This is a genomic window from Pseudocitrobacter sp. 2023LY-00077 (assembly GCF_055796175.1).
The window spans coordinates 56,596-79,442 of sequence record NZ_JBSPEI010000007.1; the positions used below are offsets into that span (position 1 = coordinate 56,596).

Sequence of the window (22,847 nt, forward strand, 5' to 3'; positions counted from 1 at the left end):
ATGATAGGGGTAATTGCGCGGCTAAACTATCTTTTTTGCCCACAAAAACTCGACGAATGTCTGATTTATTTACTCACTATGCTGATTATTCGGTAATTGTTGGTGGTTTGCTCGGTGTGATCGAGTGATCTATTCCTTTACCGCCCCCGGAAACGCGTCATTCAGCCACTCGACAAACACCCGCAGCCGATGAGGAAGGTGCCGGTTTTGCGCATACACCACATAAAAGGGATACGAAGCGGGTCGCCAGGGACGGAGGATCTCCACGACTTCACCGCTGGCGAGCTGATTTCTCAGTGAATAGGTGAACGTCTGGATAATGCCTAACCCCGCCTCGACGGCGGCAATGTGCGCGTTGCTTTCGTTGATGCCCAGGTGATGCTCCGTTTTCATCTCGGTCAAGATGTCGTTGTGCTTAAAGCGAAAAGGAAATGCGCGGCCGCTGGCGGGGGAAAGGTAGCTAATCAGGCGATGCCCGTTTTTGAGTTCATCAGGATAGGCAGGCGTGCCGTAGCGCCGAAGGTAATCGGGTGTGGCGCAGGTGATCAACGTCGCTTCACCTATTTTACGGGCGATCAGCGTTGAGTCTTCCAGCGCGCCGCCCCGGATTGCGCAGTCAATATTACCGCTAATAAGATCTGAGGGTTTATCCGCCACGACCAGGTCAATGCGAATATCGGGATAGGTCGCCATAAAATCGGCCAGCAGCGGAATCAGGACATCCCGGGCGGTGGAGCCGCCAATAGCAATTCGCAGATGACCTTTAATATTGTTTGTCGATGTCTTAAATGCGGCATCGACCTCTTCCAGCGCATTAAGGATCTCCCTCGCTTTTTCATAATACGCCTCACCTTCAGGCGTGACCGTAATACGCCGTGTCGTCCGTTGCAGCAGGCGAATGCCCAGGTGCGATTCCAGCTGTTGAATCGTTTTGCTAATTGTCGCGTTGGGCATATTCAGCGAGTCGGCGGCACGCGTAAAACTGTTAGCTTCGACCACGCGGATAAAAACGTTAAGCGCTAAAAATCGGTCCATTATTATTCCTGACTCTGCATCGCCATTATTCACCCCTGTGAAGAGTGTTTTCTTATTTGCCCTGTTTTTCCGCCTGAGTGAGTGCGATTACAGTACTCACGAGCTTAGCAACCGGGTCGTTGCGCTAAGTCGATGACTCACCTGACATATTTAAACTTTAGTTAAGGAAGTGCACCATGAGTAAAAAACTGGCGGATAAAATTGCGTTAGTCACCGGGGGAAGCACCGGTATTGGCCTGGCCGCAGCGCAGGCGCTGGCTGAGCAGGGCGCAACGGTGTATATCACCGGCAGACGCCGTGAAGAACTTGATGCGGCGGTGGCGTTAATTGGCCCTTCCGCAAAAGGCATTCGCGCCGACGCGTCTAATTTAAACGATCTTGATACCGTATTCTCGACGATTGCCAGCGAATCAGGACGGCTGGATGTGCTGTTTGCCAATGCCGGGGGCGGTGACATGCTGCCGCTGGGGCAGATAACCGAAGCGCATTTTGACCGCATCTTCGGCACCAATGTGCGCGGTGTGCTGTTTACTGTGCAAAAAGCGTTGCCGCTGTTGCGTAAGGGCTCTTCCGTTATCCTTACGGGCTCGACGGCGGCGGTGAAAGGCACTGCGAACTTTAGCGTGTACAGCGCAAGTAAAGCCGCGTTACGTAGCCTGGTCCGTTCGTGGGCGCTCGACCTGAAAGATAGCGGCATCCGGATCAATGTGGTCAGCCCTGGCCCCATTCGCACGCCGGGTCTTGGCGGCCTGGTGCCCGAGGAGCATCGCCAGGGGCTATTTGACGCACTGGCGGCCGAGGTGCCGTTAGGGCGACTGGGCGAACCGGAAGAGGTCGGCAAAGCGGTGGTTTTCCTTGCCTCCGACGACGCGAGCTTCATCAATGCCGCAGAGATTTATGTTGATGGCGGGTTGGCGCAGATATAGCTGATGAAAGTTGCCGGGAAGATTCTTGCCCCTGATGATGTCGTAAAATGGGCTTCCCGGCTTTTTCTGGCGTACAGTGGATGGCATACATAATTGTTTTGAAATCCCACAGTCATCCTCTGGAGAAAAAGGTATGTCGCAACCTAAGCTGTTTACCCCTTTCCGCATTCGAAACCTTGAACTTGATAATCGCATCGTGATTGCTCCTATGTGCCAGTATTCGGCAACGGATGGCTGCATGAATGACTGGCATGTACAGCATCTGGGTCAACTGGCGCAGTCTGGCGCGGGGCTACTGACCATTGAAGCAACCTCCGTTTCTCCCGAAGGGCGTATTACGTTTGCGGATGTTGGTCTGTATGACGATCGTTGTGAAGAAGCCATGGGCCGGGTGATAGCCTCCATTCGCCAGTGGTCAGATATGCCTATCGCAATACAGCTGGCCCATGCGGGAAGGAAAGCGTCCACGTCCAAACCGTGGGAGCAAAAAGGGCCACTCGCGCCCAATGAAGAGGGCGGTTGGCAGACCGTCGCGCCCTCCGCGATTCCCTACAACGAGGGACATTCGACGCCTGCGGCACTGGATAGCGAAGGCTTAGAAAGCGTGCGTCAGCAATTTGCGCAGGCAGCGAAACGCGCGGCCCGGCTGAATGTGGATCTTATCCAGATACACGCTGCGCACGGCTATCTGCTGCATCAATTTTTATCGCCGCTGTCGAACAACCGAACGGACAATTACGGCGGCTCTTTTGAGAATAGAGTCCGATTCCCGCTGGAGATTTTTGACGTCGTTCGCGCCGCATTCCCGGCGGACAAAGCAATCAGCGTGCGCATCTCGGCAACCGACTGGGTCGAGGGCGGGTTCAATATTGACGAGGCAGTAGCATTCTCCAGACTGCTGGAAGAACGCGGGGCAGATGCAATACATGTCTCCAGTGGTGGTTTGCATCCTGAACAGCAGATTGATGTTTTCCCAGGCTACCAGGTTCCGCTGGCCAGGGCGGTGAAATCAGCCGTTAACATCCCGGTCGTCGCGGTGGGATTAATTACCGAGCCAGAACATGCCGAGTCAATCGTGGCGGGAGGTGATGCTGATTTTATCGGGCTCGCGCGCGGCGTACTTTATAACCCAAGATGGCCATGGCATGCAGCAGCGGCGCTGGGGGCGCAGGTTCGCGCGTCGAATCAATATCTTCGCTGCCAGCCACACAGTCTGAAGCATTTATTTAAATAGTCAGGGTGCGCGATGCGAGACAACGTATCGCGCTTTCATTAAAGAGAAGTAACCGTGAAGGTCACCACTTCATCGCCCTTCACCTCATAAGCCACGCTGATTTCCTTCCCGGCAAGCTGGGCTGAAAACGCCGGTGTTAAGCGCAGACAAAGCGTGTTCTCATCAATCGCGGTCATCTCAGCCGCCGTAAATCCTGGGCAGGGTTCCGCCTGTGAAGAGTACGCTTTATAGACGCTCTCTTTGGCAGAGAACGCCAGCGTCAGGGCAATCGCAAAAGGCAGGCCGCTGGTTTGCAGGCGAAAAATTTCCGCAGGCGAGGCAATTTGCGTCGCCACTTCGGCGGCTAACTGCGAGCTGAAGATGTGCTCGATATCAATGCCCACAGGCATCCTGGACACGGCGGCGATTGCCCGTTTTCCGCTGTGGCTGATGCTGCCAAAAATGCCTTCCGGCCACAGCGGCTGGCGCTGTTCACCTATGCCTGGGATGGCTTTCAGGCCCAAAGATTGTAACGCGTACGCGGCGGCAATCCGCCCGGCAAGATGCTCAATACGACGTTTTTTGCCGAAATGCGCCAGGTCGGCGTGATGCGGTAACCACAGCAAATCGCCGTCGGTGAAGGTTTCAGGCTGAAAATCAATACGGTGTAGAAGGTAGTTTGCGAGGGTAAATGTCGTGTGATGGGTTTGCATCTTTTCCCCATACTTCTCTCCCCACAAAGGGGAGAGAAGACGGAACAGCGTTAAGTTTAGAAGTGCGTATTGACGCTCATAAACCAGGTACGGCCTGATTCGTTATAGGTATTCGCGCCTGCGCCATACATATAACCTGTCGCCCCGCCCGTGGTCTGGGCATTGCCTTCACGCCAGTGGCGTTTATCGAAGACGTTATCCACGCCGCTGGTCAGACTGACGTTTTTGGTCACATCCCAGGTCGCGCTCAGGCCAACGATGCTATAAGGGCTGACTTCGTCAGTTTCCGGGCCAGTAGCCGGTTGCCCTTTATAGTTGTATTTCTTCGGCTGCTGTTTACCGTACCAGGTAAAGGTCGACTGCAAGGAGACATCCTGATGTACCTGCCAGCTCAGGGTTGAGTTCAGCGTGTACTCCGGAATAATGGACAGGCGATCGCCCGTCTCTTTGTTCTTACTTTGCAGCATGTAGGTGATGTTGTTGGTCCAGTTAACCGTTTCGCTAACCGGGATATTCAACGTACCTTCCAGACCTTCAACCACGGCTTTTGGCACGTTTTCCCATTTATAGATATCGGTACCGCTGCCATTGCTGGAAACCGCAGAGTAGCCCGCTTCAATTTTGTCGCGGTAATCGTTACGGAACCAGGTCACACCGGCCAGCCAGCCATCGCGTTTGAACTCCAGACCAATCTCTTTGTTGATGCTGGTTTCTGCTTTCAGGTCATCATTGCCCTGCAAATAGCAGGCGCCGCCGCTGGCGTAGCAACCCTGACCTTTACTGTAGAGAATGTAGTTCGGGTTAGTCTGATACAGGCTCGGCGCTTTATAAGCACGCGCGATACCCATTTTCAGGGTGAAGTCATCGCCCAGCCCCTGAGACAGGTTCAGCGACGGGCTCCAGTTGTTGCCGACGATGGTATGGTGATCGAAACGCAGCGCTGGCGTCAGCATGGTGCTGTCGGTCAGCTCAATGTTGTCTTCGGCAAACAGAGAGAAAATCTCAGCCTGCGAATAAGGGCTACGGTTAGTGCTGGTTGCGCCCGGAACGTCGCCGCCCATAAAGGTTTGGGTGTTAGAACCTAAATCTTTCATGCGCTGCTGGTTCCATTCGGTGCCCAGCGTCAGGTTCTGATTAACCAGCAGGTCGAGCGGAATGCTCACTTCGCTGTGCAACATCAGATCGGCAAGATCGATATTCACATAGTCGTTGGTGGAGAAGATCCCTTCCGTACCGCCCGCCAGACCTTCACCTTTACGGGAGTTACGGGTGTGCTCGTACTGGACCCAGTTGCTGGTGGTTACGCCGTTATCCCAGCCGCCATTCCAGGTTACAGAGTAGTTCTGGCGGTAAAGACGGTTCGTCTCTTTGCCGTAATTATCCTTCACTAACTGGTTGCTGTTGGTATTTTGGGTGTCACCCGCGTAGAGGTTACCCTGGCGGCTGTAGCCCGCTTCGAACTCCAGAGACTGCATCGGCGCAAAGTCCCAACGTACCTGGCCGTTGATATCTTTGTTGATGACGCCTTCACGGCCTGCAGGCAGCGTGCTGGAGTAAATACCGGTACGTTCAGACTGATGACCTTTGTTGATATCCCACGCATCCGCCTGCGTCTTATCCAGGTTACCGTACAGACGGAAGCTGAAATCGCCGCCCATCGGGCCGCTCAGGCTAAAGTTGGTGCGCTTGGTGGAGCCTTCGTCTTTGTGCTCCGGCACGTTGAAGTAGGTATCCCACGACCCGTGCCACTCGTTGCCGCCTTTGTTAGTGATGATATTCACCACGCCGCCCGCTGCGCCGTTACCATAACGGGCTGCCGCCGGGCCGCGAATGACTTCAATACGTTCGATCATCTCCGGCGGTACCCAACTGGTATCGCCACGCGTATCACGCTCGCCGCGCCAACCCTGACGAACAGAGTTACGGCTGCTGACTGGTTTACCGTCAATCAGGATCAGGGTGTTTTCCGGGCCCATCCCGCGAATATCAATCTGGCGGTTGTTGCCACGCTGGCCGCTGGTGGAGTTACCGGTCAGGTTGACGCCCGGCATGGTACGGATGATTTCAGACACATCGCGCGCCACCGGATTTTTACGGATTTCGTCAGCGGTAATGGTGGAAACACCGGGAGCCTGCAGGTTCTGCTGCGCGGCGGTGACGACCATCGTCTCGCCAGTTGATTCGGTTTCGCTGGTGGAGGCGGTCTCTGCGGCGTTGAGGGGGAAGGCGACGCCGTAGATACCCAAATTGACCAGTAAGGCCAGGGATTTGATCTTGTTATTCATCACTAATCCTGCTTTTCTTCGCCGTTCTCTCCACTTGCTCCATTCCCACGGGGAGGAGAGGCGGCATGAGTTGTGCCAGGGAACTGCGAAAGCTGCCGTCCATGGGGAAGAAAGCGGTTCCTGACTAATCTTTTATTTTGAAAGACATCTCTTGCGCGCCAATACGTTATTGCAAATGCAAATAGTTATCAATAATATTATCAATAGATTTTCACATGTAACAAAAAATTCCACACTAAACATGGGGTTAACGTGACGGAGAAGTTAGCAGCAGGAAGCGATGCCTGGTGGGCGACGATAAAAGGCCCGCAATTTGAACGAGTTGGCGATCGCTATCAGGTCACATTCTGGTGGCGCGATCCTAATGGCACCGCGCAAACATCCCCTGTTCGTCGGGTGTGGATTTACATCACCGGCGTCACCGATCATCACCACAACTCAGCACCACAGACGCTGGAACGCCTGCCTCATACCGATGCCTGGTTCTGGAAAACGACGCTTCCCGCCACCTGGCGGGGAAGCTACTGCTTTGCGCCTTCTGCACGCGAAGATGATTTTCCGGCGGCGATTTTTAGCCAAAGCGAGCCGGATCGTGCACTGCTGCGCGAAGGCTGGCGCAAGCTCCTGCCGCGTGCGGTGGCGGACCCATTGAATTCACAAAGCTGGAAGGGCGGGCGCGGGCATGCGGTATCGGCGCTGGAAATGCCCGAGGCCCCCGAACAGCCGGGATGGGCGACGCCTGCCACGCACTGGAACGCGCCGCAGTGTATTGAGTGGCATAGCACGAAACTGAATAACACGCGGCGGGTATGGATTTTTACCACAGGCGAAGCCGATGCCGGTGACAGGCCGCTGGCGGTATTGCTGGACGGCCAGTTCTGGGCAGAAAGCATGCCCGTTTGGCCCGCGCTGACGGCGCTAACCCAGGCTGGAAAACTGCCTCCGGCGGTCTATCTGTTGATCGACGTGATCGACAATGCGCACCGCAGCGTCGAACTGCCCTGCAACCCGGCGTTCTGGCAGGCGCTACAACAAGAACTCCTGCCACAGGTACAGGCCATTGCGTCGTTTAGCGATCGCGCCGATCGCACCGTGGTGGCCGGGCAGAGCTTCGGCGGTCTTGCGTCGCTCTACGCCGGGCTTTACTGGCCAGAGCGTTTTGGCTGCGTCTTAAGCCAGTCGGGATCGTACTGGTGGCCGCATCGAGGCGGCCAGGAAGAAGGGCTGATTTTGCAACGCCTCAAAAGCGGCGAGATACAGCCAACAGGATTGCGCATCGTGCTGGAAGCCGGCGTACGCGAGCCGATTATCTTTCGCACCAATCAGGCGCTCTTATCACAACTACAGCAAACACAGCAGTCGATTTTCTGGCGTCAGGTTGACGGCGGGCATGATGCGCTTTGCTGGCGTGGCGGGTTAACCGCAGGGCTGATGACGCTCTGGGAACCTTTGGTTCACGCCGACTAGCAAAGCACGATTAACGACAGGAGTTTGGTATGCAAGTTAGTAACCCCTTCGACGATGTGCAAGGGCAGTTTTATCTTCTGCAAAATGAACAGCAGCAGTTTAGCCTGTGGCCTGCCCAGTGCGCGCTGCCTGCGGGCTGGCGCGTGATTAGCCAGCCGCAATCTATAGACGGCTGCAATGCCTGGCTCACGGATAACTGGTCGACATTGATTCCGTCGCATTATGCGTCTGAGAAGGGGGCTGCATGAGCCCGCGTTTACCGTTAGTTGCCGCGCAACCGGGGATCTGGATGGCGGAAAAACTCTCAACGTTACCGAATGCCTGGAGCGTGGCGCATTACGTTGAGCTGGAAGGTGAAGTGGATGGCGAACTGCTGGCGCGTGCGATTGTTGCCGGGGTGAATCAGGCTGATACGCTACGTATGCGTTTTGGCGAGGACAACGGCGAACCGTGGCAGCAGGTCGATGACAGCCTGATGTTCACTATGCCTGAGGTACACGATCTTCGCGCGGATGCCGATCCGCACCAGGCTGCCATGACCCTGATGCAGGACGACCTGGCGCAGAACCTGCGTCTGGAAAGCGGTAATCCGCTGCTGTGTCATCAGCTTTATCGCGTCGGCGATCGCCGCTGGTACTGGTATCAGCGTTATCATCATTTGCTGGTGGATGGCTTCAGTTTCCCGGCCATTACCCGTCAAATAAGCGAAATTTACCGCGCATGGCAGCAGGGCGAACCGACGCCGGAATCGCCATTTACCCCGTTTGCGGAGGTGGTGGAGGAATACCAGCGCTATCGGGAAAGCGAGGTGTATCAGCGTGACGGTGCGTTCTGGCGCGAGCAGCGTCAATCGCTGCCGTCACCGGTATCTCTCTCTCCCGTTCCGCTGCCGGGGCGCGCGGAAACCACCGATATCTGGCGGCTGAAACTGACCGCCGATCGCCACGCGTTTTCTCGTCTGGCCGCCGCCGCACCACAGTGCCAGCGTGCCGATTTGGCGCTGGCATTGAGCGCGCTCTGGCTTGGGCGTTTATGCGGACGAAGTGACTTTGCCGCCGGGTTTATCTTTATGCGTCGCATGGGATCGGCGGCGTTAACCGCCACCGGACCGGTGCTGAATGTGTTGCCGCTCTCCGTCACCCTGAACGGAAAAGAAACGCTGGCAGAGCTAGCGGTACGCCTTTCCGGGCAGTTGAAGAAAATGCGTCGTCATCAGCGTTACGATGCCGAGCAGATTGTGCGCGACAGCGGGCGTGCGGCGGGCGATGAACCGCTGTTTGGCCCGGTCTTTAACGTCAAAGTGTTTGATTACCATCTGGCGTTCACCGATGTCCAGGCCACCACGCACACGCTGGCGACCGGCCCGGTAAATGATCTGGAGCTGGCGCTGTTCCCGGATGAGTCGGGCGGCCTGACGCTGGAAGTCCTGGCAAATCAACAACGCTACGATGAGCCGACGCTGAAACGTCACATCGCGCGCCTTAGTGCTTTATTGCAGCAGTTTGCGGATAACCCGGCGTTGGCCTGTGGCGATGTGGATCTGCTCTCTGACGACGAATATGCGCAGTTAGAAAAAATTAACGCCACCGCGCGCGAAATACCGGCCGCTACGCTGAATTCGCTGGTGGCTGAGCAAGCGGCCAAAACGCCAGACGCCCCGGCGCTGGCAGATGCGCGCTATCAGTTCAGCTATCGCGAACTGCGCGAACAGACGCTGGCGCTGGCGCGCCTGCTGCGCGCACATGGCGTACAGCCAGGTGATTGCGTCGCCGTGGCGCTGCCGCGCTCGGTATTTTTAACGCTGGCGCTGCACGGTATCGTGGAAGCCGGGGCCGCATGGCTGCCGCTCGATACGGGCTATCCGGACGATCGCCTGCACATGATGCTGGAAGATGCGAAACCGAAACTGTTGATCACCTCAGCCGATCAGCGTCATCGTTTCCCGAATATCGAAAGCCTTTGCTACAACGAACCGCTGCCGGTAGATGGCGATGAACCGCTGGCGATCACCACGCCGCAGCAGACGGCCTATATCATTTTTACCTCAGGCTCGACGGGCAGACCAAAAGGCGTAATGGTGGGCCATGAAGCCATCGTTAACCGCCTGCTGTGGATGCAGGACCACTATCCGCTTGGCGCGGATGACGTGGTGGCGCAGAAAACGCCATGCAGTTTCGATGTCTCGGTTTGGGAGTTCTGGTGGCCGTTTATCGCTGGCGCGAAACTGGTGATGGCAGAACCGGAAGCGCATCGCGACCCGCAGGCGATGCAGCAATTCTTCGCGGAATATGGCGTTACCACCACCCACTTTGTGCCGTCGATGCTGGCGGCATTTGTCGCCTCGCTGACGCCTGAAACGGCCCGTTGCTGTCGCACGCTGAAGCAGGTGTTCTGTAGCGGCGAAGCGCTGCCTGCGCAGCTTTGCCGCGAGTGGGAACAGCTTACGCACGCTCCGCTGCATAATCTTTATGGCCCGACGGAAGCCGCCGTGGACGTCAGCTGGTATCCGGCGTTTGGCGAAGAACTGGCGAATACCACTGGCCACAGCGTGCCGATTGGTTATCCGGTCTGGAATACCGGGTTACGCATTCTTGATGCGATGATGCGCCCGGTCCCGATGGGGATTGCAGGCGATCTTTATCTGACTGGCATTCAGCTGGCGCAAGGCTATCTGGGGCGACCCGATCTCACCGCCAGCCGTTTTATTGCCGATCCGTTTGCGCCGGGCGAGCGTATGTATCGCACCGGGGATGTCGCGCGCTGGCTGGAAAACGGCGCGGTGGAGTATCTGGGGCGCAGTGACGATCAGCTGAAAATTCGCGGCCAGCGTATTGAGTTGGGTGAAATTGACCGCGTAATGCAAAGCCTGCCGGATGTCGCACAGGCGGTCACCCATGCCTGCGTAATCAACCAGGCGGCAGCAACCGGCGGCGACGCGCGTCAGCTGGTCGGCTATCTGGTTTCGGAATCAGGTTTACCGTTAGATCGCGATGTATTACTGGCGCAACTGCGGGAACAACTGCCGCCGCATATGGTGCCGGTCGTGCTGCTTCAGTTGGATTCTCTGCCGCTGAGTGCTAACGGTAAGCTCGATCGTAAAGCCCTGCCGCTGCCACAGTTGACGGTGAGCACGCAAAGCCGTGAACCTCTGCCAGGCACGGAAAACCTGGTGGCACAGGCCTTCAGCGCGCTGCTCGGTTGCGAGATTAATGATGTGGAAGCTGATTTCTTCGCACTGGGTGGACATTCGCTGTTGGCGATGCGGCTTGCCGCGCAGTTGAGCCAGCAAACCGGGCGTCAGGTGACGCCGGGGCAGGTCATGGTGGCCTCTACGGTGAGCAAACTGAGCGTGCTGCTGGATGCTGAAAATGACGAACAGACGCAGCGTCTGGGTTATGAAACCCTGCTTCCGCTGCGTGAGAGCCACGGGCCAACGCTGTTCTGTTTCCATCCGGCTTCGGGTTTTGCCTGGCAATTCAGCGTGCTGGCGCGTTATCTGCCCGCAAACTGGTCGATAACGGGTATTCAGTCTCCGCGCCCGGAAGGGCCGATGCAGCAGGCTGCGACCCTGGACGAGGTTTGCGACCATCATCTTGCCACGCTGCTGGCGCAGCAACCGCATGGTCCGTACTATCTGTTCGGTTATTCGCTGGGCGGCACGCTGGCGCAGGGCATTGCTGCGCGGCTGCGTGCACGTGGTGAAGCGGTGGCATTCCTGGGATTACTCGATACCTGGCCGCCGGAAACGCAAAACTGGTCGGAGAAAGAAGCCAACGGTCTGGATCCGGAAGTGCTGGCTGAGATCGCCCGTGAGCGCGAGGCGTTTCTCGCCGCTCAGCAGGGGCAAGCCTCTGGCGAACTGTTTAATGCTATCGAAGGCAACTATGCCGATGCGGTGAGGTTGCTCACCACCGCGCACAGCGCCAGATTCGATGGCAAGGCGACGCTGTTTGTGGCTGAACGCACCTTACCGGAAGGCATGGACCCGCAGCAGGCCTGGGCGCCGTGGGTCGGTGAGCTGGAGGTCTATCGTCAGGATTGCGCTCACGTCGATATTATTTCTCCACAGGCGTTTGTGGCGATTGGCCCGGTTCTGAAGCATATCCTTGGCAAACAATAACCGCTTACCCTCCCTTTCGGGGGAGGGCTTCAGTTCAGTGCGGTAGTCAGTGGCGTGCGCTTCTTTTTGCTTTCCTGAAACGAAAGAGAAGGCGTAAGTGAGCGAGAATAGAGAATGTCACCTAATCTGCGATAGTAATTATCTGCGTAAAACGCGTCGATGGTGGCCGGTATGGCCGCGTGGTCGAACGTTATCTCACCGTTGATCATCGCTGAAATAAGCGCTGAAAGTTCTGCCCGTTCGCCTGGCGGATAGAGGCAACCATTCACGCCTGGAATGATGATATCGCCTGGCCCGGAGATACAGTCTGAACTGATGCAGGGAATGCCGCGTGCCATAGCTTCCAGTAGCGTCATAGGGAAACCTTCAAAAGAGGAGGTCAGTAGCAACGCCGTAACCTGGCCAATCTCTTGCTGCACCACTTTCCACGGTTGCGCCTGCCAGCCATGCCAGGTAATTCGATTCGCAATACATAACTCCTGCGCATATGTTTTGCAGCGATCGCTGTCAGAGCCGTCGCCGATAATGTGCAATTTCCAGCGACCGGGAACGCGGGAGAAACTGTCGAGTAAATCTTTTACCCGTTTCTGTCCTTCGAATTTTAATCTACCAACATAGATAAAGGCTGGAATATCATTCTGGGTATGCGCAGGAATAACGACCGGGGTTTTATCCGTTGGGTTATAGATGACGTGAATATTCTTTTCGGCCACCCCTCGTTTAATCATCTGCTGGCGGATGCCGCAACTGATAGCAAGATGCTCATCAGCGCAGGTGATATATTTCGCATGCTTTTTATGATCCAGCGAAAAATGTGGCTAGGAAAATAGCGTGAAGTGGCCATTCGTTTTTAAGCGAGCTCTACTGGCATAAAGGCATGAGAGGGGGTCGATAGCAATAACGACATCGGGCTGTTCATCCGAAAGCCAGCTACTCAAGGCATGGAGATGCTTAGCCCTGCGTAGCGGGGATAATTTGATATTTGAAATGGAGTAATGGGCATCAATATCTTTAAGCCATTTTTTATCCATGTCATTCTTGCGACAGGTAAAAAATATTTTACATTGCGCAGAGAAAGGTTCAGCACTCAATGTCTGGATAACATTGCGAATCACTGTTTCCATTCCGCCAAAACCTGAAATAGCTTCACCAATAAATACTATTTTCATTATTTTTTATCCAGTTAAACCTTATTGTGATGATACTGTTAATGAAATAGCTGAGAGGAGCCGCCAATATTTTGCTAATTTTATCTTTCCAGAAAATAGGGCTCAATTTGAAATCATTCCGGAGGCAGATTAAATCTATAAAAATGTGACCATGATCACGGACTATTCGTAGTATAGGTATTTAACCGCGATGATTGTTCTGGATGCATTATTTTCGATATGAATTATTTTGAATGCATTTTATTTGGATGAGTGTTGTTTTGTTACATCGCGGTAACATTGCGCCGCGTTTTCCTGCCATTATTGGTAGCGTGCTTACAATACATACAATTTTGAGTAGGAATAATCTGAAGTTCTGGTATTATGTTGTCGGGATGTTATCTATCAGAACCGCTGCAGGACATACAGCATGTCATCACTCAATATAAAACCTAACAAAGATTCAGACTTCTCTTCCTATCCAGCTCTCTCATCAAACAGTAAAGAAATTGATTTGCTCCACTTGTTGGATATTTTGTGGCGCGCGAAAACTCGCATTATTGCTATCGCTTTCGGATTTGCCGTTGTAGGGCTATTAGCGTCGTTCCTGATGCCGCAAAAATGGACCAGTCAGGCGGTGATCACAACCGCCGAACCGAGCCAGTGGCAGGAGCTTGAGAGGACGCTGGTGGCATTACGCGTACTGGACGTTGATGTCAGCGTCAAAAAATCCGACGTGTTTACCCAGTTTATTAAGAAATTTAATTCACTTTCGCTGCTGGAAGAGTATCTGCGTACGTCTCCGGTGATTATGGACCAGCTGAAAGGGGCTGATATTGACCCGCTGGATCTGCACCGTGCCATTGTTGGCCTCAGCGATAAAATGAAAGCGGTTGATAACAACTTCGGTAAGAAGAATGAGCCCGCGTTATTCACCTCCTGGACGCTGAGCTTTACCGGCCCAAATCCGGAAGAAGCGCAGAAGGTTCTCAATGGCTATATCGATTATATCTCGGCGATTGTGGTGAAAGAGACGCTGGACGATATGCGCAACCGTCTTGATATTAAGACCCATTTCGAGAAAGAAAAACTGGCGCTGGAGCTGATAAAATTAAAGAATCAGCTCGATGCGAAGATTAATCGTCTGCACTATTCGCTCGAGATTGCGACCGCAGCGGGCATCGCTAAACCGGTGTACAGTAATGGTCAGGCGGTTAAAGACGATCCTGATTTCTCTATTGCATTAGGTGCCGATGGTATTGCGAAAAAACTGCAGATTGAAAAGGGCGTAACGGATCTTGCGGATATTAACGGTGACCTGCGTAACCTGCAATATCATGTGCAGCAGTTAACGGCGCTGAATATCTCTGACGTGTCGTTTGAGCCGTTTAAATATCAGCTCTCTCCATCATTACCGGTGAAGAAAGATGGTCCGGGAAAATCGCTGATTATCCTGTTGGCCGGGCTGGTTGGAGGGATGGTGGGCTGCGGAGCGGTGTTGCTGCAAAATGCACTGCTTTCCCGCAAGCTCGAAGAAGCATCGCCGCTGGAAGAGCAGTTAGCCTGATGAGCATTAGCCGGATGCGGCGCATCCGGCCAGGCAAACCTCACGCACGTAGGCCCGGTAAGCATAGCGCCACCGGGCAAATCTCAGGCGCGCCCCGTTCGCCCTAGCGGCACAACTAACGGTGTTCCGGCAACCGGGTCTTCAATGATCAGGCATTTTAAACCGTAAACCTGCTCAATAAGCTCTGCGGTGACTATTTCACCCGGTGCGCCTTCCGCTACGATCTTTCCTTCCTTTAATGCAATCAAATGCGTGGCGTAACGGCAGGCCTGGTTCAGGTCGTGCAATACCGCCGCCAGCGTGTAACCCTGTTGACGATTGAGTTCGCTCAGTAGCTCCAGCAGGTCGATTTGATGGCTGATATCAAGCCAGGTGGTCGGCTCATCCAGCAGCATAATGGCGGTTTCCTGCGCCAGCACCATCGCTATCCACACGCGCTGGCGTTGCCCCCCCGAGAGTGTATCAACGCTTTGACTGGCGAGATTTGTCACGCCAGTGGCCCGCATCGCGTTCGCCACCGCGCGTTCATCCTCCTCGCGCCAGCGGGTAAACAGCGGCTGATGTGGATAGCGTCCACGTGCAACCAGTTCCTGTACAGTAATATCGCCCGGCGTGGTGGCGTTTTGCGCCAGTAACCCAATGCGGCGCGCCACTTCTTTACTGGCATATTGCTGAATGTGCTCACCATCGAGAAAAACATGCCCCTGTGAGGGCGTCATCAAACGGCTGAGCGTGCGCAGTAGCGTAGATTTTCCGCAGCCGTTGGGGCCTATAATGGCGGTGAAATGGCCGTCGGGAATGGTGACGTTAAGGTTTTCCGCAATCGTCTTTTTGCCATAGGCCAGCGTTAACTGTTCACCGCGTAAACGGGGCTGAGAAACGGTCATTTTTTGCGGGACTCCTGAATAAGCAACACAATAAGGTAAATACCGCCCAGGCTTACGGTCACGACGCCGACCGGAAGCTGATAAGGCAGGAACAGCTGCTGCGCGCAAAAATCGGCAGCGGCTAACAGCAGCGCGCCGCACAGTGCCGCCTGCATCAGACCCCAGCGCGCAGTGCCGCTAAGACGACGGGCGATGTGGGGCGCCACCAGCGCGATAAAGGAAATCGGCCCTGCCAGCGCGGTGGAAGCCGCAGTCAGTATGACGGCAACAAACATCATCAGCAGGCGTGAATATTCTACGCGAACGCCAAGCGCGCAGGCGGTGTCATCACCCATTTCCAGTAACCGCAGGCGGCGTACCAGCAAAGCGGCGCAGGCCAGCATCACGATAATAATTGGCACCGACGGCCAGGCTTTTGCCCAGGTCAGGCCATTGAGCGAGCCCGCATACCACAGCCCGGCAGAGATTGCGGTTTCCAGTGAGGCGCGTAACAGCAGCCAGGTATTGAACGCCACCAACATTGCTCGTATGCCGATGCCTATGATGATAAGGCGGAAGGTATCAATTCCGTCACGCCAGGCCAGCAGCCAGACAATCAGCGCGGTCAGAATACCGCCCGCCATCGCGGCGACCGCAATGGCGGTAAGGTGCTGATCGAAGAACACCATAGCGACCAGTACGCCACTCCATGCGCCGGTATTAAAGCCCATTACATCGGGGCTGCCGAGCGGGTTGCGCATCAATGACTGGAAAATAGCGCCGCTGACGCCAAGCGCCGCGCCAATGACCAGCGCCATGACCACGCGTGGCAGACGCCATTCGGTCACCACCATGGTGATAGCGCGCGGTGCATCACCCAACAGGGCGGAGAGGACCTGGCTAAACTCCAGCGTGACCGCGCCGCTGCGAAGACTCCAGATCATGACCAACAGACAAGCGATAGCCAGCAGCAGGCAGGTTGCCACTAAACGACGAGACGGGGTCATCATCGGCCACCTCCCGCGCGCTGGCGGCGCACCAGGAAGATAAGCACCGGCGCGCCGATAAAGGCGCTGACGACCGAGACGCGCATCTCACCGGGCACAATTAAGCGGCCAATAATATCGGCGAATAGCAGCAGGGAAGGGGTTGCCAGCAACGTAACAGGCAACGATCTCCGGTGATCGGCACCTACCAGCCAGCGAGAAATATGTGGCATCATCAGGCCAATAAAGGCGATCGGGCCAACAACCGCCGTGGCGCTGCCGCACAGTACGGTGATGATCAGCAGGCCCAAAATTTGTGTACGCGCCACTTTGCTGCCCAGCGCGGTGGCGGTGTCGGTGCCGAGGCTCAGGCTGTTCAGCGCCCGACTGAGCATCAGAGCAGCAATACCGGCGATAAGCACAGGGGCCAGCACCACTTTCAGCGTGGTAAAGGTGCGGATATCCAGCGAGCCCGCTTGCCAGAAGCGCAGTTGATCGTAAACGTCGGGGTTGAGCAGGGCGATGCCGCTGGTTAAGCCTTCCAGCACTGCCGCCAGCGCCACACCCGCCAGCGTCAGACGAACAGGGCTCAACTGGCCGCCGCCCTGGCTGCCGGTAAAGGCCACAATCAATGACGCCATAAACGCGCCGCAAAAGGCCATTAACAGTTGCTGTTCCGGTGAGGCGATACCGAGCAGCGCCGCACCCAGCACGATGGCAAAACTGGCGCCGGCGTTGACGCCGAGCAGGCCAGGGTCAGCCAGCGGGTTGCGGGTGAGCGTTTGCATCAATGCCCCGGCCAGGCCCAGCGCGCCACCTACCAGTAATCCTGCCAGCGTACGGGGTAGACGGGCATCAAGCACGATAGTGCAGTCCGCACTCTGACAGGTGCCGCTAAAGGCATCGACAACCACGGAAACAGGAAGCGCTTTCGCGCCGATAAGTAAGCTGAGTGTTACTGCGAGGAGTAGCAGCAAAAACAAACCGGGCAGCGCAACGGCGCGCAACGCGGAAGTGGAAAACGACATAACACATCCCTGAAGTTGATAATAATAGTAATTATCGTTATCTATCTTATTCGTTTATGTTAGCATGTGCGCCCACGAAAATGGTATGAAAAAAAAGCATCAAGGCGCTGTAATGAATCGACAATCCTGGCTGCTGAATCTTAGCCTGCTCAAAACGCATCCGGCCTTTCGTGCCGTCTTTATCGCCCGATTTATCTCTATTCTCTCTCTGGGGCTCCTCGGCGTTGCCGTTCCGGTCCAGATCCAAATGATGACCCATTCCACCTGGCAGGTGGGGCTTTCCGTCACGCTTACCGGCGGGGCGATGTTTATCGGCCTAATGGTCGGCGGCGTGCTGGCCGACCGGTACGAGCGCCGCAAGCTGATTCTGCTGGCGCGTGGCACCTGCGGCATCGGTTTTATTGGCCTGTGGCTGAATGCCCTGCTGCCGGAACCGTCGCTGATTGCTATCTATTTGCTGGGGCTATGGGATGGTTTCTTTGCTTCGCTGGGTGTCACGGCGTTGCTGGCGGCGACGCCGGTGCTGGTCGGGCGCGAGAATTTAATGCAGGCCGGGGCGATCACCATGCTGACGGTGCGTTTGGGCTCGGTGATTTCACCGATGGTCGGCGGCCTGCTGCTGGCGTCCGGTGGCGTTTCCTGGAACTACCTGCTGGCGGCGCTGGGCACCTTTATTACCACGTTGACTCTGCTGCGCCTGCCGCAGCTTCCACCCCCGCCACAGCAGCGAGAACATCCGCTGGCTTCGCTGGTGGCGGGGTTCCGCTTTCTGCTTGCCAGCCCGCTGATTGGCGGTATTGCTCTGCTGGGCGGTTTGCTGACCATGGCGAGCGCGGTGCGCGTGCTTTATCCGGCGCTGGCGCTGAACTGGCAGATGTCAGCGGCGCAGATTGGGCTGCTGTATGCGGCGATTCCGTTGGGCGCGGCGTTTGGTGCGCTGACCAGCGGCAACCTGGCACGTCATGAGCGGCCTGGGCGCATCATGCTGCTCTCCTCCGTCGCGGCGTTCGTGGCGATTGGCCTGTTCGCGCTGATGCCGATGTGGGCAATGGGCGTGGTGTGCCTGGCGCTGTTCGGCTGGCTGAGCGCGATTAGCTCGCTGTTGCAGTACACCCTCATTCAGACGCAAACGCCGGAAGCGATGCTTGGACGGATCAATGGATTATGGACGGCGCAAAACGTGACGGGTGATGCCATTGGTGCGGCGCTGCTCGGCGGATTAGGGGCAATTCTGACGCCGGTGGCGTCGGCCAGCGCCAGCGGTTGGGCGCTGGCGCTTGTTGGCGTTATCCTGCTCGGCTTGTTGACCGAGCTGCGACGTTTCCGCCAGCAGCCGGTGATTGTTGAAGGGTAAGCGCTCTGTGCGGTTGCCCGGTGGCGCTGCGCTTACCGGGCCTACAAGGTGCAGGTGCGGCCGGTAATCCCCGCGAATGTCGGTAGGCCGGATAAGGCGCAACGCGCCGCCATCCGGCAAAACGTTACTTCGCGCTAAACAGCGCAGACAACCGCTCCAGCACCAGCATCGCGCTGTAGTAATCGAGGCGGAAGGTTTCGGTGCCTAAAGCATAAACATGCTTTTGCTGTACCGCAGGCAGATGGGAAAGCAGCGGGTTGGCATAGATAGCGTCGCTATCTTTCTGGTCGCCCGCGAACAGGAACAGGCTTTTGCCGTTCAGACCCGTTGCCAGATTTTCCCCGCCAAGTTGAATAATATCGTGACGTTTTCCCTGACTCTGGCTGGCGTGCAGACCTTCGGGCAGCGTCGCAAGCGTAAAGTCCAGTTGTTCCAGCAGCTTGCCCTGCGCCGACTCCGGCGTCCACAGGTTGGCGCTGTGCGCGGCGGCAGTGTAAACCATGGCGCTCACTGGCTGTGGCGGCAGGGTGATGTGCTGTTTCACCTCGGCGAGTTTTTTATCAAAGCTTGCAATACGCGCGCTCGCTTCTTTTTCCTGGCCGGTGATATGCCCAAGCTGCGTCAGCAGTTCCTGCCAGCTCTTATCGTCATAGTTGATGATAAGCGTGGGCGCGATAGGGGAAAGCTGGTCGTAGAGCGCCAGCGCCGAGTCACCACCGGTGGCGCTGATCAGAATTAAATCCGGCATTTGTGCGGCGACGGCTTCCGCGCTGGGTTCGCCAATATAGAGACGCGCCAGCTTGCGCTGTTTCGCCACCTCGCTCCACTGGCGCAGGAAACCCTGACCGTCGGCCACGCGGTTGTTCGGCGTGGTGGCCCCGCTGGCAATCACTGGCGCATCAATCGCCAGCAATGAACCGGTCAGCGTGACGCTGGTGGAGACAATTCGTTCTGGCTTGTGCTCAAGCGTGAGTGTGCCACGGCTGTCGCTGACCTGGCGCGGCCAGTCGGCGGCGGTGGCTGAGGATAGTCCTAAAAGGCTGACAAAGCACAACAGCAACGTTTTGTGGTGCAGGGAAGGAAAGTTCACAGCGCGGTATCCTGTTTATGGTGTAGTGAATGCTTCTCATTTTCAATCATTGTGCCTGCTGGATGCAAGTCTATGAAGAAATACCGTAAAAAGCGCGAGGTTTAGCGCACTTGTACGGCAAAGCCGTCTATTGAGCACAACTTACTACCCCGTGCTGTTGACATACGAAGCATTTACTTTTAGGTTACCGAACGAAAATATAAATGATAATTATTCGTAATATCTTTATCGTTTTTTGGAGGATGATATGGAAACGTCACTGGCTGTGGATACGAACGAGCAGCAAGAAACACTCTGCGCGGATAACTTCTTCTTTATGTCGCCTTACCGGAGCTTCACTGCCACCGGTTGTTTTCGTCGTTTTTCCTGCCCTGCGGCAGGCGGCGATGCCCTGAACAGTTCTTTCCAGCAACAACTTGCTGCCGCATTTGCCGAGGCGAAAGCGGCGGGGATCGAAAAACCGGTGATGGTTGGCGCGATCCCCTTTGATACCAACCAACCCTCTTCACTCTTTATCCCGAAACAGTGGCAATCCTTCTCGCGTACCGGGAAGCAGCACTCTGCACGCTATATCGCATCGACCTCGCCGGTTGGCGTGACCGAACGCCGCGAAATTCCGCAGCAGCCGGTGTTTATGGAGATGGTCGCTCGCGCCGCGGCGCTGACCGCCACGCCGCAGGTCGATAAGGTCGTGCTCTCGCGTCTGATTGAAATCGCCACCGATCGCCCGCTGGACAGCGGTGTACTGCTGGAGCGCCTGGTCGCGCAAAACCCGGCGAGCTTTAACTTCCATGTACCCCTGGAGAACGGCGGCGTGCTGCTGGGCGCGAGCCCTGAACTGCTGCTGCGTAAAGAGGGGAGCCATTTCAGCTCTCTGCCGCTGGCCGGTTCCGCGCGTCGTCAACCGGATGATGTGCTGGACAGGGAAGCGGGCAACAAGCTGCTGGCATCGGAAAAAGATCGCCACGAACACGAACTGGTGACCCAGGCGATGAAAGCCACGCTGGCCCCACGCAGCCGCTCGCTGTCGCTGCCGGAAACCCCGCAGTTGATTACCACACCAACACTCTGGCATCTGGCGACGCCGATTGAAGGCGAGGCGAATCCGGCGGAAAACGCGCTGTCTCTGGCGTGCTTGCTGCACCCGACGCCTGCCCTGAGCGGTTTCCCGCATCTGGCGGCGAAGCAAATCATCGCCGAGCTGGAACCTTTCGAACGCGACCTGTTCGGCGGCATTGTGGGCTGGTGCGATGCCGAAGGAAACGGCGAGTGGGTGGTCACTATCCGCTGCGCCGAAGTGAATGCGAACAAAGTGCGTCTGTTTGCCGGAGCCGGCATCGTGCCTGCTTCTTCTCCCGAAGCGGAGTGGCGTGAAACGGGCGTGAAACTTTCCACCATGTTGAACGTTTTTGGTTTGCAGTAAGGAGCAACGATGTCTGTGGAATTTACCCGCTGGCCAGCGGACCTGGCGGCGCGCTACCGTGAAAAAGGCTACTGGCAGGATCTGCCGCTGACCGATATTTTGACCCGCCACGCGGATAGCGATGCCGTTGCGGTCATTGATGGCGAACGTGAAATCAGCTATCGCCAGCTTAACCAGGCGGTCGATAACCTGGCGTCGGCGCTTCAGCGCCAGGGGCTGAAACAGGGCGAAACGGCGCTGGTGCAGCTTGGCAATATCGTCGAGTTCTATATGACGCTATTTGCGCTGCTGCGTATTGGCGTCGCGCCGGTCAACGCGCTGTTCAGCCATCAACGCAGCGAGCTGAATGCTTATGCCGATCAAATCGAACCGTCGCTGCTGATTGCCGATCGCACACACGCCCTGTTCGCCGATGACAGTTTCCTGAATACCTTTATCGAAAACCATCCGTCAGTACGCGTGGTGCTGCTGCGTGGTGGCGAAGGTGAGCATTCACTTGATGCGGCGCTGACGCAGGCGGCGGATAACTTTACCGCCACGCCAACGCCCGCCGACGAAGTGGCGTTTTTCCAGCTTTCTGGCGGCAGCACCGGTACGCCGAAGCTGATTCCGCGTACGCACAACGATTACTACTACAGTATTCGCCGCAGTAATGAAATTTGTCATTTCACCCCGGAAACCCGCTTCTTATGCGCGATTCCGTCGGCGCACAACTACGTGATGAGCTCGCCGGGCGCGCTGGGCGTATTTCTGGCCGAAGGCACGGTAGTGCTGGCCGCCGACCCGAGCGCCACCCTCTGTTTCCCGCTGATTGAAAAGCATCAGGTGAATGTGGCGGCGCTGGTGCCGCCTGCCGTCAGCCTGTGGTTACAGGCAATCGCCGAGTGGGGCGACAATGCGTCGCTGCGTTCGCTGAAGCTGTTGCAAGTGGGCGGGGCGCGACTTTCCGCTACGCTGGCCGCGCGTATCCCGGCAGAAATTGGTTGCCAGCTACAGCAGGTCTTCGGCATGGCGGAAGGGCTGGTGAACTACACCCGGCTGGATGATTCCCTTGAACGCATCATCAATACCCAGGGCCGCCCGATGTGCCCTGACGATGAAGTGTGGGTGGCTGATGAAAACGGCGAACCGCTGCCGCGTGGCGAAGTGGGGCGACTGATGACGCGCGGGCCGTACACCTTCCGCGGCTACTACAAAAGCCCGCAGCACAACGCCAGTGCGTTTGATGCTAACGGTTTTTATGGTTCCGGCGATCTCATCTCCATTGATGAAGAGGGCTATATCACCGTTCAGGGGCGCGAGAAAGATCAGATCAACCGTGGCGGTGAGAAGATCGCCGCCGAAGAGATAGAAAACCTGCTGCTCAGGCATGAGTCGGTTGTCCATGCCGCGCTGGTGAGCATGGAAGACGATTTGATGGGCGAAAAAAGCTGCGCGTATCTGGTGGTGAAAGAACCGCTGCGCGCCGTTCAGGTTCGTCGTTTCCTGCGGGAGCAGGGCGTTGCTGATTTTAAACTGCCGGATCGCGTCGAGTGTGTGGATGAACTGCCGCTGACCCACGTCGGCAAAGTCGATAAAAAACAACTGCGTCAGTGGCTGGCTTCCCGCGCGCTGGGCTGAAGGAGA

16 protein-coding genes and 1 pseudogene are annotated in these 22,847 nt (G+C 56.3%); 9 read left to right on the forward strand and 8 right to left on the reverse strand.

Annotated elements, in window-relative coordinates:
• Nucleotides 1-129: 129 nt before the first annotated feature.
• On the reverse strand, nt 130-1,035 hold the full coding sequence (locus tag ACWWFX_RS10725) for a LysR family transcriptional regulator (protein WP_456147366.1): 906 nt from the start codon (nt 1,033-1,035) through the stop codon (nt 130-132).
• Nucleotides 1,036-1,211: 176 nt separating this feature from the next.
• On the opposite strand from ACWWFX_RS10725, the gene ACWWFX_RS10730 reads away from it, so the two are divergent.
• Entirely contained in the window at nt 1,212-1,961 is a 750-nt protein-coding gene (locus tag ACWWFX_RS10730) for an SDR family NAD(P)-dependent oxidoreductase (protein ID WP_276218526.1), read from the forward strand.
• Between the two features lie 133 nt (nt 1,962-2,094).
• Nucleotides 2,095-3,195, forward strand: coding sequence for an NADH:flavin oxidoreductase/NADH oxidase (locus ACWWFX_RS10735; protein WP_473223779.1), 1,101 nt, complete (start codon nt 2,095-2,097; stop codon nt 3,193-3,195).
• Between the two features lie 38 nt (nt 3,196-3,233).
• On the opposite strand, the gene entD is transcribed toward ACWWFX_RS10735, so the two are convergent.
• Both entD and ACWWFX_RS10745 read right to left on the reverse strand, forming a co-directional pair.
• A complete protein-coding gene (gene entD / locus ACWWFX_RS10740; protein ID WP_473223780.1) occupies nt 3,234-3,887 on the reverse strand; it encodes an enterobactin synthase subunit EntD in 654 nt (217 codons plus the stop codon).
• A gap of 56 nt (nt 3,888-3,943) precedes the next feature.
• The gene (locus ACWWFX_RS10745; protein ID WP_473223781.1) at nt 3,944-6,172 is read right to left on the reverse strand and encodes a TonB-dependent siderophore receptor; all 2,229 of its coding nucleotides are present in this window, start codon (nt 6,170-6,172) and stop codon (nt 3,944-3,946) included.
• Nucleotides 6,173-6,424: 252 nt separating this feature from the next.
• On the opposite strand from ACWWFX_RS10745, the gene fes reads away from it, so the two are divergent.
• From fes to entF, 3 genes are read left to right on the forward strand one after another with little or no spacing between them, the layout of a single operon-like run.
• Complete coding sequence (gene fes / locus ACWWFX_RS10750) at nt 6,425-7,639, forward strand: enterochelin esterase (RefSeq protein ID WP_473223782.1); 1,215 nt, start codon at nt 6,425-6,427, stop codon at nt 7,637-7,639.
• Between the two features lie 29 nt (nt 7,640-7,668).
• Complete coding sequence (locus ACWWFX_RS10755; RefSeq protein WP_327621805.1) at nt 7,669-7,887, forward strand: MbtH family protein; 219 nt, start codon at nt 7,669-7,671, stop codon at nt 7,885-7,887.
• A complete protein-coding gene (entF, locus tag ACWWFX_RS10760) occupies nt 7,884-11,759 on the forward strand; it encodes an enterobactin non-ribosomal peptide synthetase EntF (RefSeq protein WP_473223783.1) in 3,876 nt (1,291 codons plus the stop codon). Before ACWWFX_RS10755 ends, entF begins: the two co-directional genes overlap by 4 nt.
• 29 nt (nt 11,760-11,788) lie before the next feature.
• Here the strand turns inward: entF and waaB are convergent.
• Nucleotides 11,789-12,928: pseudogene (gene waaB, locus ACWWFX_RS10765) on the reverse strand (lipopolysaccharide 1,6-galactosyltransferase).
• 409 nt (nt 12,929-13,337) lie between these two features.
• On the opposite strand from waaB, the gene wzz(fepE) reads away from it, so the two are divergent.
• Nucleotides 13,338-14,474, forward strand: a complete 1,137-nt coding sequence (gene wzz(fepE) / locus ACWWFX_RS10770; protein WP_276218511.1) for an LPS O-antigen length regulator Wzz(fepE) — start codon at nt 13,338-13,340, stop codon at nt 14,472-14,474.
• Nucleotides 14,475-14,557: 83 nt separating this feature from the next.
• Here the strand turns inward: wzz(fepE) and fepC are convergent, their stop codons facing one another.
• Genes fepC through fepD form a run of 3 tightly spaced genes read right to left on the reverse strand, consistent with a single transcriptional unit; the run spans nt 14,558 to nt 17,354 of the window.
• Nucleotides 14,558-15,361: an iron-enterobactin ABC transporter ATP-binding protein gene (gene fepC, locus ACWWFX_RS10775; RefSeq protein WP_276218510.1), complete on the reverse strand. Its 804-nt coding sequence runs from the start codon at nt 15,359-15,361 to the stop codon at nt 14,558-14,560.
• A complete protein-coding gene (fepG, locus tag ACWWFX_RS10780) occupies nt 15,358-16,350 on the reverse strand; it encodes an iron-enterobactin ABC transporter permease (RefSeq protein ID WP_276218508.1) in 993 nt (330 codons plus the stop codon). Before fepG ends, fepC begins: the two co-directional genes overlap by 4 nt.
• The gene (gene fepD, locus ACWWFX_RS10785; protein WP_473223784.1) at nt 16,347-17,354 is read right to left on the reverse strand and encodes a Fe(3+)-siderophore ABC transporter permease; all 1,008 of its coding nucleotides are present in this window, start codon (nt 17,352-17,354) and stop codon (nt 16,347-16,349) included. The genes fepG and fepD overlap by 4 nt, the downstream gene beginning before the upstream one ends.
• A 112-nt stretch (nt 17,355-17,466) precedes the next feature.
• On the opposite strand from fepD, the gene entS reads away from it, so the two are divergent.
• Nucleotides 17,467-18,708 carry an enterobactin transporter EntS gene (gene entS / locus ACWWFX_RS10790; protein WP_473223785.1) on the forward strand — a complete coding sequence of 414 codons (1,242 nt, stop codon included), beginning with the start codon at nt 17,467-17,469 and terminating at the stop codon, nt 18,706-18,708.
• A gap of 124 nt (nt 18,709-18,832) precedes the next feature.
• On the opposite strand, the gene fepB is transcribed toward entS, so the two are convergent.
• Complete coding sequence (gene fepB / locus ACWWFX_RS10795) at nt 18,833-19,798, reverse strand: Fe2+-enterobactin ABC transporter substrate-binding protein (protein ID WP_473223786.1); 966 nt, start codon at nt 19,796-19,798, stop codon at nt 18,833-18,835.
• A gap of 247 nt (nt 19,799-20,045) precedes the next feature.
• On the opposite strand from fepB, the gene entC reads away from it, so the two are divergent.
• Together entC and entE are read left to right on the forward strand one after the other, a co-directional pair.
• Nucleotides 20,046-21,221, forward strand: coding sequence for an isochorismate synthase EntC (entC, locus tag ACWWFX_RS10800; protein WP_473223787.1), 1,176 nt, complete (start codon nt 20,046-20,048; stop codon nt 21,219-21,221).
• A 9-nt stretch (nt 21,222-21,230) separates the two neighbouring features.
• Nucleotides 21,231-22,841, forward strand: a complete 1,611-nt coding sequence (gene entE, locus ACWWFX_RS10805) for a (2,3-dihydroxybenzoyl)adenylate synthase EntE (protein WP_473223788.1) — start codon at nt 21,231-21,233, stop codon at nt 22,839-22,841.
• The last annotated feature ends 6 nt before the right edge of the window (nt 22,842-22,847 follow it).

Bases quoted from the DNA above. Each gene is read 5' to 3' on its own strand.
- ACWWFX_RS10735 (WP_473223779.1), top strand. From the start codon at position 2,095: ATGTCGCAACCTAAGCTGTTTACCCCTTTCCGCATTCGAAACCTTGAA.
- entE (WP_473223788.1), top strand. From the start codon at position 21,231: ATGTCTGTGGAATTTACCCGCTGGCCAGCGGACCTGGCGGCGCGCTAC.
- ACWWFX_RS10755 (WP_327621805.1), top strand. From the start codon at position 7,669: ATGCAAGTTAGTAACCCCTTCGACGATGTGCAAGGGCAGTTTTATCTT.
- ACWWFX_RS10725 (WP_456147366.1), bottom strand. From the start codon at position 1,035: ATGGACCGATTTTTAGCGCTTAACGTTTTTATCCGCGTGGTCGAAGCT.
- fepD (WP_473223784.1), bottom strand. From the start codon at position 17,354: ATGTCGTTTTCCACTTCCGCGTTGCGCGCCGTTGCGCTGCCCGGTTTG.
- fepC (WP_276218510.1), bottom strand. From the start codon at position 15,361: ATGACCGTTTCTCAGCCCCGTTTACGCGGTGAACAGTTAACGCTGGCC.
- entD (WP_473223780.1), bottom strand. From the start codon at position 3,887: ATGCAAACCCATCACACGACATTTACCCTCGCAAACTACCTTCTACAC.
- ACWWFX_RS10745 (WP_473223781.1), bottom strand. From the start codon at position 6,172: ATGAATAACAAGATCAAATCCCTGGCCTTACTGGTCAATTTGGGTATC.
- ACWWFX_RS10730 (WP_276218526.1), top strand. From the start codon at position 1,212: ATGAGTAAAAAACTGGCGGATAAAATTGCGTTAGTCACCGGGGGAAGC.
- entF (WP_473223783.1), top strand. From the start codon at position 7,884: ATGAGCCCGCGTTTACCGTTAGTTGCCGCGCAACCGGGGATCTGGATG.
- fepG (WP_276218508.1), bottom strand. From the start codon at position 16,350: ATGATGACCCCGTCTCGTCGTTTAGTGGCAACCTGCCTGCTGCTGGCT.
- entS (WP_473223785.1), top strand. From the start codon at position 17,467: ATGAATCGACAATCCTGGCTGCTGAATCTTAGCCTGCTCAAAACGCAT.
- entC (WP_473223787.1), top strand. From the start codon at position 20,046: ATGGAAACGTCACTGGCTGTGGATACGAACGAGCAGCAAGAAACACTC.